The following is a 15,297-nucleotide window of genomic DNA, read 5'->3' as shown; positions in this document are numbered from 1 at the left end:
TGACTATGGAACACGCGGTAACTTATAACGTCGACCAGCGCAACGTAGCCACGATTACACTGGCACGGCCTGACAAACACAACGCCTTTAATGACGACATGATTGCCACCCTCACCGAGCTTTTCAAAAAAGCAGGGCAAGATGACAGCGTGCGTGCCGTCATACTTCAGGCACAAGGGAAAAGCTTTAGTGCAGGCGCTGACTTAAGTTGGATGAAGCGAATGGCAAGCTATACCGAGTCGCAAAATCATACAGACGCCATGGCATTAGCAACCATGCTTCACACGCTGTACACGCTACCAAAACCCACTATTGCTCGGGTACAGGGTGCAGCCTTTGGCGGTGCGGTTGGATTAATTGCTTGTTGTGATATCGCCATCGCCAGTAAATTAAGTAAGTTTTGTCTTAGCGAAGTGAAAATCGGGCTTATTCCCGCAACCATCAGTCCCTACGTGATAGACGCAATGGGCGCGAGAGTATGCAGACGCTATTTTCAAACCGCTGAAGTATTTTCTGCTCGCCGCGCTCGCCGTTTAGGGCTAGTAAGTGAAGCGGTTAATGAAGACGAACTTGATAGCAATATTGACGACATTATCACCGCTATATTGAAAAACGGCCCTCGGGCAGTTAGTCAATCAAAAGCATTAGTTCAAGATGTGGCTGGCATGCCAATTTCTGCTTCATTGATGGAAGAAACCAGCGCCCGTATCGCGGCGGTGAGAACATCAGCAGAAGGACAAGAGGGGCTAAGCGCGTTTCTTGAAAAACGCCCAGCAGCATGGCAAGAGGTATCGCAATGATTACAAAACTCCTAATCGCTAACCGTGGCGAAATAGCATGCCGCGTGATGAAAACAGCAAAGTCGTTGGGTATTCACACTGTCGCTGTTTATTCAGACGCCGATATAAACGCCAGACATGTTCAAATGGCAGATGAAGCCGTATGCCTTGGCGCTGCGCCCTCAAAAGACAGTTATTTAAAAGCAGATGATATTATCGCGCATGCGAAACGTTTGGGCGTAGATGCTATACACCCAGGGTATGGCTTTTTGTCAGAAAACGCTGGTTTTGCAAACGCGTGTGAAGATAACGACATCATTTTTGTCGGCCCGCCCGCTTCAGCTATTGAAGCGATGGGCTCAAAATCTGCCGCTAAACACATAATGGAAAAAGCCGGTGTTCCACTGGTTCCTGGCTACCACGGCGATGACCAATCACCTGCAGTGCTAAAAAAAGCTGCAGATGATATGGGTTACCCTGTGTTACTAAAAGCAGCTGCCGGTGGCGGCGGAAAAGGCATGCGTCAAGTATGGAGCGAGGATGAGTTTTCTCACGCGCTAGACGCGGCTAAACGCGAAAGCATGGCTAGTTTTGGTGACGACCACATGTTGGTTGAAAAATACCTAACGCGTCCTCGTCACGTAGAATTTCAAGTATTCTGTGACAAGCACGGTAATGGCGTGTATTTATTTGAACGAGACTGTTCAGTTCAGCGTCGTCATCAAAAAATAATTGAAGAAGCCCCAGCACCTAACATGTCCGTAGAAACCCGTAAGAAAATGGGTGAAGCTGCACTATTAGCAGCCAAAGCGATCAATTATGTTGGCGCGGGTACGGTCGAGTTCTTATTAGACGAAGATGATTCATTTTATTTCATGGAAATGAATACGCGTTTACAGGTCGAGCACCCGGTAACAGAAATGATCACCGGTGAAGACCTCGTACATTGGCAATTACTGGTTGCGGAAGGAAATGTTTTACCTAAGGCTCAAGAAGAACTTACGCTAAGTGGTCATGCGTTTGAAGCGCGTATATACGCCGAAGATCCAGACAACGACTTTTTGCCCGCAACAGGTAAATTAGCACTACTTAAACCACCACATGAAAGTGACGTCGTGCGAGTAGATACTGGTGTGGTGCAAGGCGATGAGGTCAGCGTTTATTACGACCCTATGATTGCCAAACTTGTTGTCTGGGGTGCCGATAGAGATATTGCACTAAAGCGCTTACTGAGTGCATTGGGTGATTATCATATAAGCGGCCTAACTACGAATATCGATTTTCTTATGCGTGTCGCGGGCAGTAAACCGTTTATTAACGCTGAACTGACTACGACGTTTGTTGATAAGCATAGCGATATGCTGTTTACGAAGAAAGAAAAAGATCTCGCTACACTGCTCCCTACCATGACGATGCTGGCCTTAGCTAACCGGGAATCGGTTGACACGCAAAGTCAGTCACCATGGGATACTGCAGGTTCATGGCGCGCAAACATGGCATACCGTGAATCAATGGTATTACGTATTGATGACACCGAACACAATGTCACTGTGTCGCACACACCTCGCATAAATGATAATGAAACCGCGACCTTCACCGTTTCACATACCGGCGGCACGTCGACAATGAGTGGGTATATAGACGGACAAACGTTTATCGCTATCGCTGATGGCACGCGTTCGAGATATAGCTTTTCAAAAGATGAGAATACCTTTGGCTTGTATAGTCAATCAGCGTATTTCCATTTTGACGTGTTAACCCCTGACTTGGGCGGTGATGCAAGCGAAAGTGACGACGCGAACCTCACCGCACCGATGAACGGAACCGTCGTGGCGACCTTGGTGGCAGTTGGCGAAAAAGTTGCAAAGGGTACGCCAATTATGATCATGGAAGCAATGAAGATGGAACACACTATTTCGGCACCAGCAGACGGTGCCGTATCAGAGTTTTTCTTCTCTTCAGGTGAATTAGTAGATGGCGGCGCCACACTGCTCGCGTTCGATAAGACAAACGACGAGGAGTAACTATGACATTTCCTCGTGATGTTTCTATTGTTGAAGTCGGTCCACGGGACGGGCTTCAAAATGAGAAAGCGGTATTGACTGTTGCTGACAAAGTAATGCTTGTCGACCTGTTGTCCAAAACCGGGCTGTCACGTATTGAAACAGGCAGCTTTGTGTCACCTAAGTGGGTGCCACAAATGGCAAACTCAGACGATGTATTCAACGCCATAAACCGAGAAACACATTGTGTGTACTCTGCCCTAACGCCAAATATGAAAGGGTTCGAGGCCGCCATCTCGGCCAAGGCTGATGAAGTGGCTATTTTTGGTGCTGCGTCAGAGTCGTTTTCACAGAAAAACATAAACTGCTCTATTGCTGAAAGTCTGACTCGATTTGAAAGCGTTATTACCGCAGCTAACGCCCATAATATCAGAGTAAGAGGTTACGTCTCTTGCGTGATGGGCTGCCCCTATGAAGGTGAAATATCGCCTAAAAAAGTGGCAGAGGTTACTAAAACACTATTGGATATGGGGTGTTATGAAGTGTCGCTTGGCGATACTATTGGTGTGGGTACACCGGCATCGACAGCGCGCATGCTAGATGCGGTGCTTGACGTTGCTCCCACCACCGCTTTGGCAGTCCATTTTCATGATACGTATGGTCAGGCACTGGTTAATCTGCACACCGCGTTAGGATATGGCATATCCACCATCGATTCTGCTGTAGCAGGATTAGGCGGATGTCCATATGCAAAAGGCGCCAGCGGGAATGTAGCCACGGAAGACGTCCTTTATATGTTAAACGGGATGGGCATCAATACGGGCGTCGATATGACCGCGTTATTAGAGGCAACCACACACATCTCCGGTGTATTAAACCGGGAACCCGTATCAAAAGTAGCTAACGCATTGCTTGCACAAAGAAGCACGTAACAACGTGTAACGTGTGGCAATGAGTATGGTTAACTCCAGGTGAAAAACGATTCCGGATAGAAAAGATGCCACGCTTATGTGGCATCTTTTTTTTAAAGCGCCGTGTCGTTATTGCGTTTATGTCGATTGGTTTATTTTTCTTTGGGTAAACACCACGTTGCTGCGATGGCCACCACGAGAACAGATGCCATAATATAAACCACCGAAAAGGTAATAAATGCGGATAACCCCGCGTAAAGCGCACCAAACGCCAGTAGAATCAACCCAATTGCAGTATTAGAAAAGCCAACGAGCTCTGTTCTTTTTTGTCCCTCTTTTACGTCTAAGCTGTACGTTTTTCTGCCCGTTCTTACCCCCGCATGTGCAACCGATAACACAAAGAATAGCGATGCTGAAACCCATAATGTGTCAGCGCCAATCACCAGCAAACCGACACATGCCAGTAGCGCCATACTGCCAGCTAAGCGCAAGGTTAGCGTGGCGCTTTTATCAGCCACTTTACCCCACACAAAAGAGGACAACAAGGTAGCCAGCGCCTGTGCCGCAATATAAAACGGCAGTAGCCTTGTTGCATTTTCACCGCTTTCAAGCATGAAGTAAGGTGCCACGAGGGCTGAATGAACGAACAAACCACGAACAAAAATAAACTTGTAAACAACGCTATCGAAATGCCATCCCCCGCCCTTTTCATTACTATCGCCGTCGACACTTACGTATGTTTTAAGCGATAACATGCAAACAAAGGTAACGGAAAAAGCAAAGATTGCGGCGCCTAATAGTGCATAAAGCGCATAGTCTTGTAGCGCGTCTTGAAAATAGACCATTGGCGCGGCAAATAGCAGTGTCATGACACCCGATGCGGTTGATGCTATTCCTACTAACCGTCCCCGCGACCCTTTTTCAGCAACGTCCGCTTCCATGTCTTTCACGGTAAGCGAGCACGCCGAACGGCCTATACTCAAAAATACAAGCGCCCCTATTACTATTGCGCCAGCGACAATACCTTTGAACAAGAGCGCAGCGGCAAACATGGTCGATACCGCTGATATTTGAACCGCCATACCAACACGCCATACATGATGCCTCGCCGTGTGTTTGCGCAAGTAAACGCCAATAAGAGCCTGTGGAAGGAGCGCGCCAGATTCTCGAATAGGCACCAGCCAACCTATCATCCATGCAGGTGCCCCCATCGCTATCAACAGTGCTGGAAGGGTTGTCTTAGCAGAAGCAAGTAAATCGGCTAGCTTGTTAAACGCTAACCCTAAGATAAGCTGACGCTGTTTACCTGACATAGTAGTGTCCGTAGTTAAGGATATGCCCGTTATTGGTTATTTTTCTGTGCTCGCCATTTTTCGCGTCGGCATTGATGCCAACTATCGACGCGTCAACGTGTTAAGGAAATCACAAAGTCGCTATTAATTTTTGCTTATTTGGCAGTCACAACGTGCGGCTAAAGCAAACGTCATATACAGGTGCATGTTACGTACAGACGCCTTTTAGAAAGCATTTCCACCAGATTGATAGACCACGTTTTACGTTATGTAGATGTGAGGGGATCAAATCGGTAGGCACCTGCGTGAGTGTTGTCACAGAATATAAACCGTCTTTTACCGTTTATAAACAAGACAAAAACGTGCTAATCACCGTCTGTGTTTTTAACCCTAGCCCGATGCCCTTTCCGTATTACTAACCTTTGTTTTCGGTCACCGTTTTTAGGTTTTCCAGCCCTAGTTCAAAGTCGGGCCCTATCATATCGTCCATCATGAGGACAAAGTATCGGTCTAATGGATTGTTACCTACAGCACCTTCATCACGCCATGTTACTCTTGTTCCGCTGTCGGTCTCTTGCAATTCAACCTCGCCCGTTGACCCCATATCAAAATCAGGGAAATACAAGCGATATACTACGCGCTTGTTATGTTCTAATTGCGTGATCTCCATCTCTCCATTGCCTTCGGAGATACTTTTCCACTCTGAGCGCATGCCGATAGCACGGTCAGGACCTGAATAAGATAAAACCATATCCGGATCGCGCTTGAACCATACTCCCCATTTTGACCATTTTCTTAAGTCAACAATATTGGGATAAACCTCTGAAGGTTCAGCAGATATAACGACACTACGCTGCACTGAATATTCTTTTGGTAACACGAAGCCGACTAAAACAAAGACAGCCAAAACAAGTCCAATGATTACAAGAAGTTTTTTTAATACAGACATTTAATCTCCTAGGGTGAACGCTCACCCTCGGGAATATATAACATTTAATTAACAAATGGCACTGGTGAATCGGAAAAATTACCACTTAGATAATGTATTACCATCTGCCGCACGTAATCAGCATCAACACTTTCAACCCAAGAAATCGAGGCACCAGCACTGTCTCGCATGGTCTGGCCTGCGTTGGGAGTAGTCGTGCCTACCGTTACACACCCGCGGGTAATGACACACTTCTCATCAGGCAGCGATACCATGCAAGTAGACAAAATATCCCATAGGAAATACGTAAACTCATACGATGGTATTGCTGTAACGGTTGCCGCCCAAAACTGACCTGCCAGGTCGGAAACTGGTGTATTTGCGCTGGCTAGTGCCGTTAAAAATGACCAATCAACTGGCAATGCATTCGTGGCATCTAATGGCACGAGCAGCACATTTAACCCGCTGTGTACTAGCGAATGCGTTGCCGTTGGATCCCAGTAAGCGTTCCATTCTGCACTACCATTATGGTCGTGCATCGCAACATTACCTTTAACATCGATGGCACCGCCCATCCATATCACTTTCTCGATAGATGATTTTATCGTTGGTTGTAACGTGTACGCTTCGGTTAAGTTAGTTGCTGGGCCTGTCATCAGCACCGTCACCTGATCTTGTCTATTCACAAGGGTTTCTGCAATCCATTCATGGGCTGGCATCTCACTAACCTGAACGACATCATGGGGGGTTCTTAACATTAACGGGAGTGCATGACACATTTTAGGTTGTGCTCGCCACTCAGGGGGAAATGGGTTCTGACCATATTTGTTTCCAACACAAACGGGGATATGAGTATTCCCGGTCAACACAAGTAACTTTCGGGTACTTTTCAATGCATCGTCTGGATAACAATCGGCAGGGGTAATTGTCACACCAATGACATCAATTGAAGGTAAGCGTAATAAGAGAAGCAAAGATAAGAGGTCGTCGATACCTCCATCGTGGTCAAAAATGACCTTTGTTGTTGTAGACACTATGGTTGCACTCCTTGTGATATTGCTGCGTGCGCAAGCGAGACTGTTGACTGAGCGTATATATTTTCACACTCAACATAAAACATCATGCGATGTTGTTGACGCGCTCAACTTTTCTAATAAGCTGAGTTTATGGGTCGCATACTGCTACGGCTGCCGCCAAATAAAAAATTACCGATATACGTATGTTTTTTACATACGTATGCAAATTCGCCATGTTTTTCCATTTATTCTTGTGTAGTATGGGATTAGGTTACCACAAAGTATTGATACCAAGGCAGCCTTCTTGCGCTACTTACACCAACACAACGTTGCTTAAAGCATAATAAAGTTGTGCACCTCTTATACGTCTACACAAGGAGTTTCCAGAAATGGCAGATACCAGTTCTCGTTACATAAGTAACCTTACTCGAGACACTTATGCGCTAATACTTGCGGGTGGTAAAGGCTCTAGATTACATGAATTAACGACATGGCGAGCGAAACCTGCACTGTATTTCGGCGGTAAGTTTAGGATCATCGATTTTCCATTATCAAATTGCGTAAATTCGGGAATAAGACGAATTGGTGTAGTAACGCAATATAAATCGCACTCTCTTATCAGACACTTAGTGCGAGGCTGGGGACATTTTAAAAAAGAACTGGGTGAGTCGGTCGAAATTCTACCCGCATCACAACGCTTTTCTGACAACTGGTACGAAGGAACGGCCGACGCTGTATTTCAAAATATCGACATCATTCGAGATGAACTGCCGAAATACGTCATGATTTTATCAGGCGATCACATTTACCGAATGGATTACGGCGATATGCTAGCTCGCCACGTTGAAAGCGGCGCGAAAATGACAGTATCCTGCATGTCGGTACCTATTGAAGAAGCGGCAGGCGCATTTGGCGTCATGTCGGTTGATGAAAACTTCCGTATCAATGGCTTCGAGGAAAAACCAGAGCACCCTGCTCCGCTGCCTGGTGATGACACGCGTTGCCTCGCCTCTATGGGTAATTACGTATTCGATACAGAGTTTTTATTCGAACAATTACGACGAGACGCTGAAACATCTGGCTCTCAACGGGATTTCGGAAAAGACATTATTCCATCGATTATCAAAGACCACCTTGTTTATGCATTTCCATTTGAAAGCAGTGGCGGTGATGGCGCGTACTGGCGTGATGTAGGTACGGTTGATTCATTCTGGGAAGCGAACATGGAGATGGTCGCTCCCGTGCCACAATTAAATCTTTATGACAGAAAATGGCCAATATGGACCTATCAAGAGCAACTTCCTCCAGCCAAATTTGTATGGGAAGATCATGACAGGCGTGGAGAAGCATTTAATTCGGTGGTGTCAGGAGGCTGTATTATATCCGGCTCTACATTGCGCGCATCTATTTGCTTCTCAAACGTAAGGGTTCATTCGTACGGAACAATCGAAGATGCCGTTATTCTTCCTGACGTTGAGATAATGCGACACTGTAAGCTGCGCAAGGTAATTATCGACCGTGGGTGTGTAATCCCCGAAGGTACGGTTATTGGTTACAATCATGACGAAGACAGAGCGCGCGGATTTAGAGTCTCTGAAAAAGGCGTTGTATTAGTTACCAGAGAAATGCTGGGCCAGCCTGTCGGTGGCCTCAGCCCTTCACGTGGTTAAGAACGCTGTTCCCACTGACGTAGTGTTCTGGTAATAAAATCAGCCACTACGTCAGGGTGTTCTAGTGGAAACATATGCCCGCCCTCCAGCGTTGTGTGCTCAATAGCATTTTGAGCACATAACCGCTTTACCATCTCTGGTTTACACACGTTACTTTGCTGCCCCGTTACAATAACCGCTGGACATTGAAGTTTACCGCGATATTTTGAGAGATTGTGTGGAATATTTCGAAAGATATTCGCCTCAACATCGGCCCTGAACGTAAGCGATATGTGCTTATCTGTTTGCTTCGTAACTGCGTTAACATAGTCTCTTACACACCGAGGGTCCATATTCTTAAACAATGCTTTGCTATGAAAATACGCTTCCATATTTGTGTTAACAGGCCATTGGGTATTTCTGGTATCTGCAAGCTTCGCTGGAGTGAGTTTATTAATTAGTGGCGTGTACTTAGCGAGTCTAAAAAATTGACTCAGTGGCCCTAATACAAGCGGTGGGTCAAAAAGGATAAGCCCTCTAAACAGCGACGGTCGCTCACAAGCCGCCATAAAAGAAACGACCGCACCGAATGAATGGCCTACTGCGTAGACTCCGCGTTCATCAGTATTGTGCTTTTCAATGTGGTTTATCATTTCATGTATTTGATTTCGCCAGTTACCATTAATAGGCATAGCAGGTTCATGGCCAAATCGCTCAACATGTAATCGATGGAACGACTTAGGCAGCGCAGAGAAAACTGTTTTGTAAGCGCTAGCTGGAAAACCATTTGCATGAGCAAAGTGAAAGCTTAATTCCGTCGTCAAAAGTAATCGCTCCTTTTGAAAAATAAAAAGGCTGGTTATCCCAGCCTTTGTTGTTTGCTAAGGGGGCGAGTTTACTATAGCCCTCGTGCCTCTGCCATCTCCCAATCTTTGACGATTTTTGTACTCGTCCATAAGAAAACGACAATTGACAAACCATAAGGTATTAGCAAGTAAAGTAATGCCTGACGTAGCGCCTCTACCTCGCCTAACGAAGGCACTAAAGCCTGGCTGATAATGCCGGTTAATGTAGGGCCTCCACCCAGCGCGATAATGTTTAGCACAAAGAAGAACAAGGCCGTAGACATAGCGCGTACGTTTATCGGCGCCAACGTTTGCGCCATTGCAAAACTAGGCCCTAAGTATGAACCGCTTGTAAATAGCAAAAAGGTCATCAGCCCAATAGACAACCATGCGCTTTGCACTTGCAGCGAGAAGTAAAATGCTGGAACACCAATAATAAGTGCGAAGGCAGGAAGCAGTGCGTAGGCTTTTTTATTGCGCTTACCCCACCTATCTGCAATAAACCCGCCTAGCCAAACGCCCAGGGCATATGCCGTACCATTAATGATACCAAACGCCACTAACAGCTGAGTAATATCAAGGCCAGGGAAAGCTCTGACATAGTAATCTATTATCCAAGTCGATATCGCGTAATTACCGAATGAGCCAAAAGAGATCCCCAACGCCATTCCCCACCACGTAGGAATTTTAAGCAATGTTTTCAGCGATGTTTTGACGCTTGGTTTTACGGCAGGATCGTCTTGTTCATTTATTGTTCGAGACGGTTCTTTGACCGTAAACTTCAAAAGCAGCGCAAGAATGACGCCTGGTAAGCCCACGCTAATCATTACCGTACGCCAATCAGCAGAACCACCCTGTAGGAAAAACGCTGACGCAAAAAACGCTAACATGATGCCAAACGGGATGCCCAGTGAATAAATCGCAAGCGCGTTTGCGCGTTTTTCTTTTGGGAATAAATCCGAAATAATACTATGAGACGGTGGACTACCACCCGCTTCACCAATACCTACGCCAATGCGCGCCAGTGCTAATTGTGTAAAGTTTGTCGCTGCGCCTGACAATGCGGTAAAGCCACTCCATAGCGTTAATGACACCGCTATAATATTTACTCGGCTGTAACGGTCTGCTAGCCATGCGATGGGAATACCCACTATGGTGTAGAGCAATGCAAAGTAAACGCCTTTCAACCATCCAAGTTGTGCATCATCTAAGCCAAGGTCTGCTTTTATAAACGGAGAAAGAATGCCGATAATTTGTCTGTCGATGAAATTAAATGCGTAGACAAGCGTGAGAATAAACAGCACATAGTTTCGATAGCTTCTTGATGCGCCACCATGCTCTGTCGCTGAAGTGTCAACCTGTGATTGCGCCATATTGGTCCTTAGTAGTTAAGTAGCCTTCAGTCTATCCGCATGTTAAAAACAATAACAACTAATTGTTACTTATTTGTAAACATAACGAAAAATGTTAGGCCACGCTTTCTGTTCCTTGTAGGTTAAGGTACGATATTCACACATAAACTCATCAGACCAGACAAGCATTATGACGGTAGACGAATTACTCAACTTGCCGCCTCTCGAGGCACAATCCGATTCTCAGTGGAACGTAACTAATGTGGTCATTCCCAAGACATGGGGCCAAGGCCGCACAGCGTTTGGGGGAATATCTGCGGGCATGTTATATAGCGCCATAAGACAAAAAGTAAGTGACTCGCGTGTGTTGCGCTCTTTCACAACAAATTTTGTTGGACCATTGGCACTCGATACGCCATTCACTATCGAAGTAACCTTACTGCGTGAAGGTAAAAACGTATCTCAATACATTGCGCACGCTAAACAGAACGGAAAAAGTTGTGTATTTTCTCAGGCGTGTTTTGGGATTGGTCGACAGTCAGGTATTCAGGTCGATAATACCGATTCGCATAAAATGCCCAACCCTGCAAAAGCAAAGTTTATCCCCCAAATCCCAAAAGTCACTCCCAAGTTTTTACGGTATTTCGACTTATCTATAGATTCAGGTGGTGTACCATTTACGCGTAAGAAGGACAGCCACTACCATGGCTTTATGCGCTTCAAGCATCCGCCGGCAACAATATCAGACGCACATATCATCACCATGATAGACGCATGGCCGCCCACACTGTTGCAGATGATGAAGTTTCCAGCGCCGGCAAGCACGGTAAGTTGGAACCTAGAATTTATCCACCCCCATAAGGAAGTGTCACCGTCAGATTGGTTTGCTTACAAAGCGCATACTCGCCAAGCGGCAGATGGTTACGGGCACACTGAAGCAACAATCTGGGACAAAGATAACGAGGTCATCGCCCTAAGTAGGCAAACCGTTGCGGTATTTGACTAACGTTCACAATAAAAAAAGCGCTGATGCGCTTTTTTTAATACAGCATAAACGAATTGGGGTTAAACAAAGATATTACCGATATGCATTGCAGGTTAGTCACATCTAGCGCGTCTTCTAAATCTTCATGCTCTAGCGAAAGCTTTTCATGCAGTTGTGGTTGAAGGTTGTGATAACTCGGGTAGATGTCAGGGTTAACATTGTCCAATGCAAGTACATAAGAGAGCTGTAAAATTTTACATTCAATAGAATCGCTATCACTGTCTTTATGGTGTATGCACTCGATTGGCTCAAAAATTGTCGATGGGATACCCCAATTCTCGATAACCTTGGCAGACAACTCACTGTAAGTGAAGCCTAATACACCTTGTTGCAGTTCTGCAGGTGTCACGCGAGTATTAAAGTTTGCGCAGCGCTGTGCATGCTCAGGGAACAGTGAAACGACAATTAACTCACCAATATTATGAAGCAACCCAGCCACAAAAAGGCGCTCGGGCTCTCTGAGGTTTTGCCTGTCTGAAAAGTATTTTGCTAATAAACCGCAAGACACACTTTGTTCCCAGAACTTATCGAGATCTACCTCCTGCCCATCCATTTCATCAAAAGCATGGCTAACGCCGTAAGCTAATGCCAAATCATACGTCGAACGGGTACCCACTACCTGAACGGCCCTTGTTATCGTGTCTATCTTGTTAGGAAACCGATACAACGCCGAATTAGCGACGCGAAGCAACTGTGTGGCAAGCGATGGGTCAAAGGCTATGACTTCTGAGATATCATCAATACTTGAGGCTTGATCATCCATGCATGCTTTGAGCCTTGTGACCGACTCAGGCAGCACAAATAACGAACTGGCTTTCTCTGCGATGTCTTTTACGTTCATTTACGTGATTACTCCGGAAATTACCAAAAACTACGTGGTAGTTAACAACACACCAGGTGTTGGGCACATCCTTTTGCAACATATCATTAAGGGCGAATGTTTACGGTTTACATCACACTGCCACTTCATTAACTCTTATAGAATCTTATTAGTGCTACGTCAACCTTGCGCGTATTAGCAATAAGTAGACCTTTTCGCCATATCAAAGAGTTACGAAGCTATATTATCTGTAATGAAACGGAAATGTAACAATCCTAATTTGTAACGGTTTGTTACGCCTTTTGGTTTACTCTCTTTAACAAATCATCTGCTGACCAGCTTGTGTAAGACAGCGAGGCCTTTTTTTCAGCTTCCGCCTCAGTAATAAGTAAAAGTATAGTCTCATTAACGGGGGTTGACACACCTAATCCGCGTGCTTTTTCAATTACCGCACCGTAGAGGTAATTTTTTTCCGTGTCACCTCGACCGTTTAAGTCCCACCACATTGAGGTTTTTACTTCGGGATCAATCTCTAACATCTGCTTCGCCGCGCGCTTGAATAACCAGTTTGGCAGGCGTAAAAAGTGGGGTAACCATTTACCCGGTAATTTGGCCACTTTGGGGAGCGTGACGCCGGCCTGTTCACATACGGCTAATAACTCCTCCATAAGCAGCGCAATAACACGTCGATATCCACGTTGCGCTAACATCGACTTTACGGGTAAGTTCGCAAGTGCATTTACACCATTGCCTAAGTTAAGCTGTAACTTTGCCCATTGTACCGCCTCTATATCCTCACTTAACGACACGTCGCACAACGCATGGCTAAGCACTCTCAGAAAAACGCTATTCATCGCGCCGTCAGCGCTATCTTCGATAATCAGCGTCCCTTCGGACCCTTTGTGGAGGCGGTTCTCGTCAATCAATACAACATTGAACGGCACCATTGCGCGGATAACCTTATTGTCAGGAAAATGCGTTTGAATAATAGAATGGCTCCCTACACCATTTTGACAACAGACAATAAGCGTATTGGCAGATATCACGTCGCGTAATGCATCCGTTATCGAGTCAAGCGCGGTACACTTTACCGTCAACCATACAATATCGAAACACTCTCCCTCTGCAGCATGAGGCTTGTCACTCGGTTCACAAGCCACGCGATTTTGCTTATAGTCAGACAGTATTAATGCCCCCTGTAACCTGGCTTTCCAGGGTCCGCGCGCAACAAACGTCACATCGGCACCATTAAGCCGCATTACGCTACCGATATAACTTCCAATCAGGCCACTACCAAAAATACAGTGTTTCATTTTCTTTATTGCTCTGTGTGCTACTATCTCGCGCTTTAAATGAACACCTTTATTTAGTGATGTCAACCATGCCCTCATCAAGTTTACCTCATGACGCAACGCCGCTACTTGCAGGCTCTCGCGTTGCAATAATTGGATATGTATGGCCCGAGCCCAACTCTTCTGCGGCGGGCCAAAATATGATGGCGCTTATCACCGACTTTATGGCATCAGGCGCTGACGTCACGTTTATGACAGCCGCAAGCGATAGTATTCATAAGGTTGACTTAGAATCTTTAGGAGTGAATGTTCAGCCGGTATCACTAAATTGCAGCACTTTTGACGAACAGATAAGCGCGCTGATGCCAGACCTCGTTGTTTTTGACCGGTATATGACCGAAGAACAGTTTTCTTGGCGAGTGAAAACACAATGCCCCAATGCATTACGAATTTTAAACACCGAAGACCTGCATAGCTTGCGCCAAGCACGACATGACGCAGTAAAAACGACCGGAGATGCGCAACAGGCAGATAACATGTCGTTACTCGCTCAGCGGGAAATAGCAGCGATACTGCGAAGTGATATTACCCTGATAATATCACTAGCAGAACACGCTCTGCTTACTGATTTTTATAATGTTCCTTCGCAACAACTGTTTTACTTTCCGTTAAGAGCTGGCGCACCGTTAACTGATATCCCTGCGTTCAGCGAAAGAAAGAACATTGTTACCATCGGTAATTTTAGACATGCTCCTAACTGGGATGCAGTCCTCCAACTTAAACAAACCATTTGGCCAGCCATTAGAAAAAAACTCCCAGACACCTCACTGCATATTTATGGCGCCTACCCTCCCAAGAAAGCCACCCAATTGCATAACCCAAAACAAGGCTTTTATGTTGAAGGTTGGGCAGACGATGCCTTTGATGTGATTAAGCATGCGAAATTGCTTATCGCCCCTTTACGTTTTGGGGCTGGCATCAAAGGCAAACTTTTAGATGCCATGCGATGTGGCACACCAACATTAACAACATGGATTGGGGCTGAAGGAATACTCGCTGCAGATGAGAGCCATGAACATTGGGGAGGCGCAATCTGTGCATCGACTGATAGGTATGCTGCATATGCCCATCAGCTTTGTACTGATGAAAAACACTGGAAAAGCGCATCTGACAAGGGCGCCGATGTCTTGCAAGCGTTTGGGCAGTCTGCACGTGCATCGACGCTAAATAAACACCTAAGCCTTTTACTCGCTAATGTTACAACGCACCGACAGTCGCTTTTTTTACAAGCGATGTTGTGGCACCACACCCTCAGTGCAACAAAATATATGTCTCAGTGGATTGAAGAGAAGAACAAATAGCAGT

General features: G+C 45.8%; 13 protein-coding genes. 6 read left to right on the top strand and 7 right to left on the bottom strand.

Annotated elements, in window-relative coordinates:
* The first annotated feature begins 5 nt into the window (after positions 1-5).
* Genes ACOJRU_RS07365 through ACOJRU_RS07355 form a run of 3 tightly spaced genes read left to right on the top strand, consistent with a single transcriptional unit; the run spans position 6 to position 3,714 of the window.
* Positions 6-800 (top strand): enoyl-CoA hydratase/isomerase family protein, encoded by a 795-nt coding sequence (locus ACOJRU_RS07365; protein WP_421134371.1) that lies wholly within the window; start codon positions 6-8, stop codon positions 798-800.
* Entirely contained in the window at positions 797-2,803 is a 2,007-nt protein-coding gene (locus ACOJRU_RS07360) for an acetyl/propionyl/methylcrotonyl-CoA carboxylase subunit alpha (RefSeq protein WP_421134370.1), read from the top strand. The genes ACOJRU_RS07365 and ACOJRU_RS07360 overlap by 4 nt, the downstream gene beginning before the upstream one ends.
* A gap of 2 nt (positions 2,804-2,805) precedes the next feature.
* On the top strand, positions 2,806-3,714 hold the full coding sequence (locus tag ACOJRU_RS07355) for a hydroxymethylglutaryl-CoA lyase (protein WP_421134369.1): 909 nt from the start codon (positions 2,806-2,808) through the stop codon (positions 3,712-3,714).
* 131 nt (positions 3,715-3,845) lie between these two features.
* Here the strand turns inward: ACOJRU_RS07355 and ACOJRU_RS07350 are convergent, their stop codons facing one another.
* From ACOJRU_RS07350 to ACOJRU_RS07340, 3 genes are all read right to left on the bottom strand, one after another.
* A complete protein-coding gene (locus tag ACOJRU_RS07350; protein WP_421134368.1) occupies positions 3,846-5,006 on the bottom strand; it encodes an MFS transporter in 1,161 nt (386 codons plus the stop codon).
* A 394-nt stretch (positions 5,007-5,400) separates the two neighbouring features.
* Positions 5,401-5,934, bottom strand: coding sequence for an SRPBCC family protein (locus ACOJRU_RS07345; protein ID WP_421134367.1), 534 nt, complete (start codon positions 5,932-5,934; stop codon positions 5,401-5,403).
* A 44-nt stretch (positions 5,935-5,978) separates the two neighbouring features.
* Entirely contained in the window at positions 5,979-6,947 is a 969-nt protein-coding gene (locus ACOJRU_RS07340; RefSeq protein ID WP_421134366.1) for a nucleoside hydrolase, read from the bottom strand.
* Positions 6,948-7,318: 371 nt separating this feature from the next.
* Here ACOJRU_RS07340 and glgC point away from each other — a divergent pair, with 371 nt between their 5' ends.
* Positions 7,319-8,599, top strand: coding sequence for a glucose-1-phosphate adenylyltransferase (gene glgC / locus ACOJRU_RS07335; protein ID WP_421134365.1), 1,281 nt, complete (start codon positions 7,319-7,321; stop codon positions 8,597-8,599).
* On the opposite strand, the gene ACOJRU_RS07330 is transcribed toward glgC, so the two are convergent.
* Positions 8,596-9,402 carry an alpha/beta fold hydrolase gene (locus tag ACOJRU_RS07330; RefSeq protein ID WP_421134364.1) on the bottom strand — a complete coding sequence of 269 codons (807 nt, stop codon included), beginning with the start codon at positions 9,400-9,402 and terminating at the stop codon, positions 8,596-8,598. The genes glgC and ACOJRU_RS07330 overlap by 4 nt on opposite strands.
* Before the next feature lie 74 nt (positions 9,403-9,476).
* Positions 9,477-10,796, bottom strand: coding sequence for a spinster family MFS transporter (locus ACOJRU_RS07325; protein WP_421134363.1), 1,320 nt, complete (start codon positions 10,794-10,796; stop codon positions 9,477-9,479).
* A gap of 169 nt (positions 10,797-10,965) precedes the next feature.
* On the opposite strand from ACOJRU_RS07325, the gene ACOJRU_RS07320 reads away from it, so the two are divergent.
* The gene (locus tag ACOJRU_RS07320) at positions 10,966-11,781 is read left to right on the top strand and encodes an acyl-CoA thioesterase (RefSeq protein WP_421134362.1); all 816 of its coding nucleotides are present in this window, start codon (positions 10,966-10,968) and stop codon (positions 11,779-11,781) included.
* A 34-nt stretch (positions 11,782-11,815) separates the two neighbouring features.
* Here the strand turns inward: ACOJRU_RS07320 and ACOJRU_RS07315 are convergent, their stop codons facing one another.
* Positions 11,816-12,661, bottom strand: a complete 846-nt coding sequence (locus tag ACOJRU_RS07315; protein WP_421134361.1) for an HDOD domain-containing protein — start codon at positions 12,659-12,661, stop codon at positions 11,816-11,818.
* Positions 12,662-12,933: 272 nt separating this feature from the next.
* Positions 12,934-14,031 (bottom strand): 2-dehydropantoate 2-reductase, encoded by a 1,098-nt coding sequence (locus tag ACOJRU_RS07310; protein ID WP_421134360.1) that lies wholly within the window; start codon positions 14,029-14,031, stop codon positions 12,934-12,936.
* Here ACOJRU_RS07310 and ACOJRU_RS07305 point away from each other — a divergent pair.
* Positions 14,022-15,293, top strand: a complete 1,272-nt coding sequence (locus ACOJRU_RS07305) for a glycosyltransferase (RefSeq protein ID WP_421134359.1) — start codon at positions 14,022-14,024, stop codon at positions 15,291-15,293. The genes ACOJRU_RS07310 and ACOJRU_RS07305 overlap by 10 nt on opposite strands.
* Positions 15,294-15,297 lie beyond the last annotated feature (4 nt).

The sequence above is a fragment of the Alteromonas algae genome, assembly GCF_049117195.1.
In the GTDB taxonomy this organism is placed as follows: Bacteria; Pseudomonadota; Gammaproteobacteria; order Enterobacterales; family Alteromonadaceae; genus Alteromonas.
Note: the sequence above shows the minus strand (reverse complement) of the source record. Positions and strands in the feature narration are given on the sequence as shown.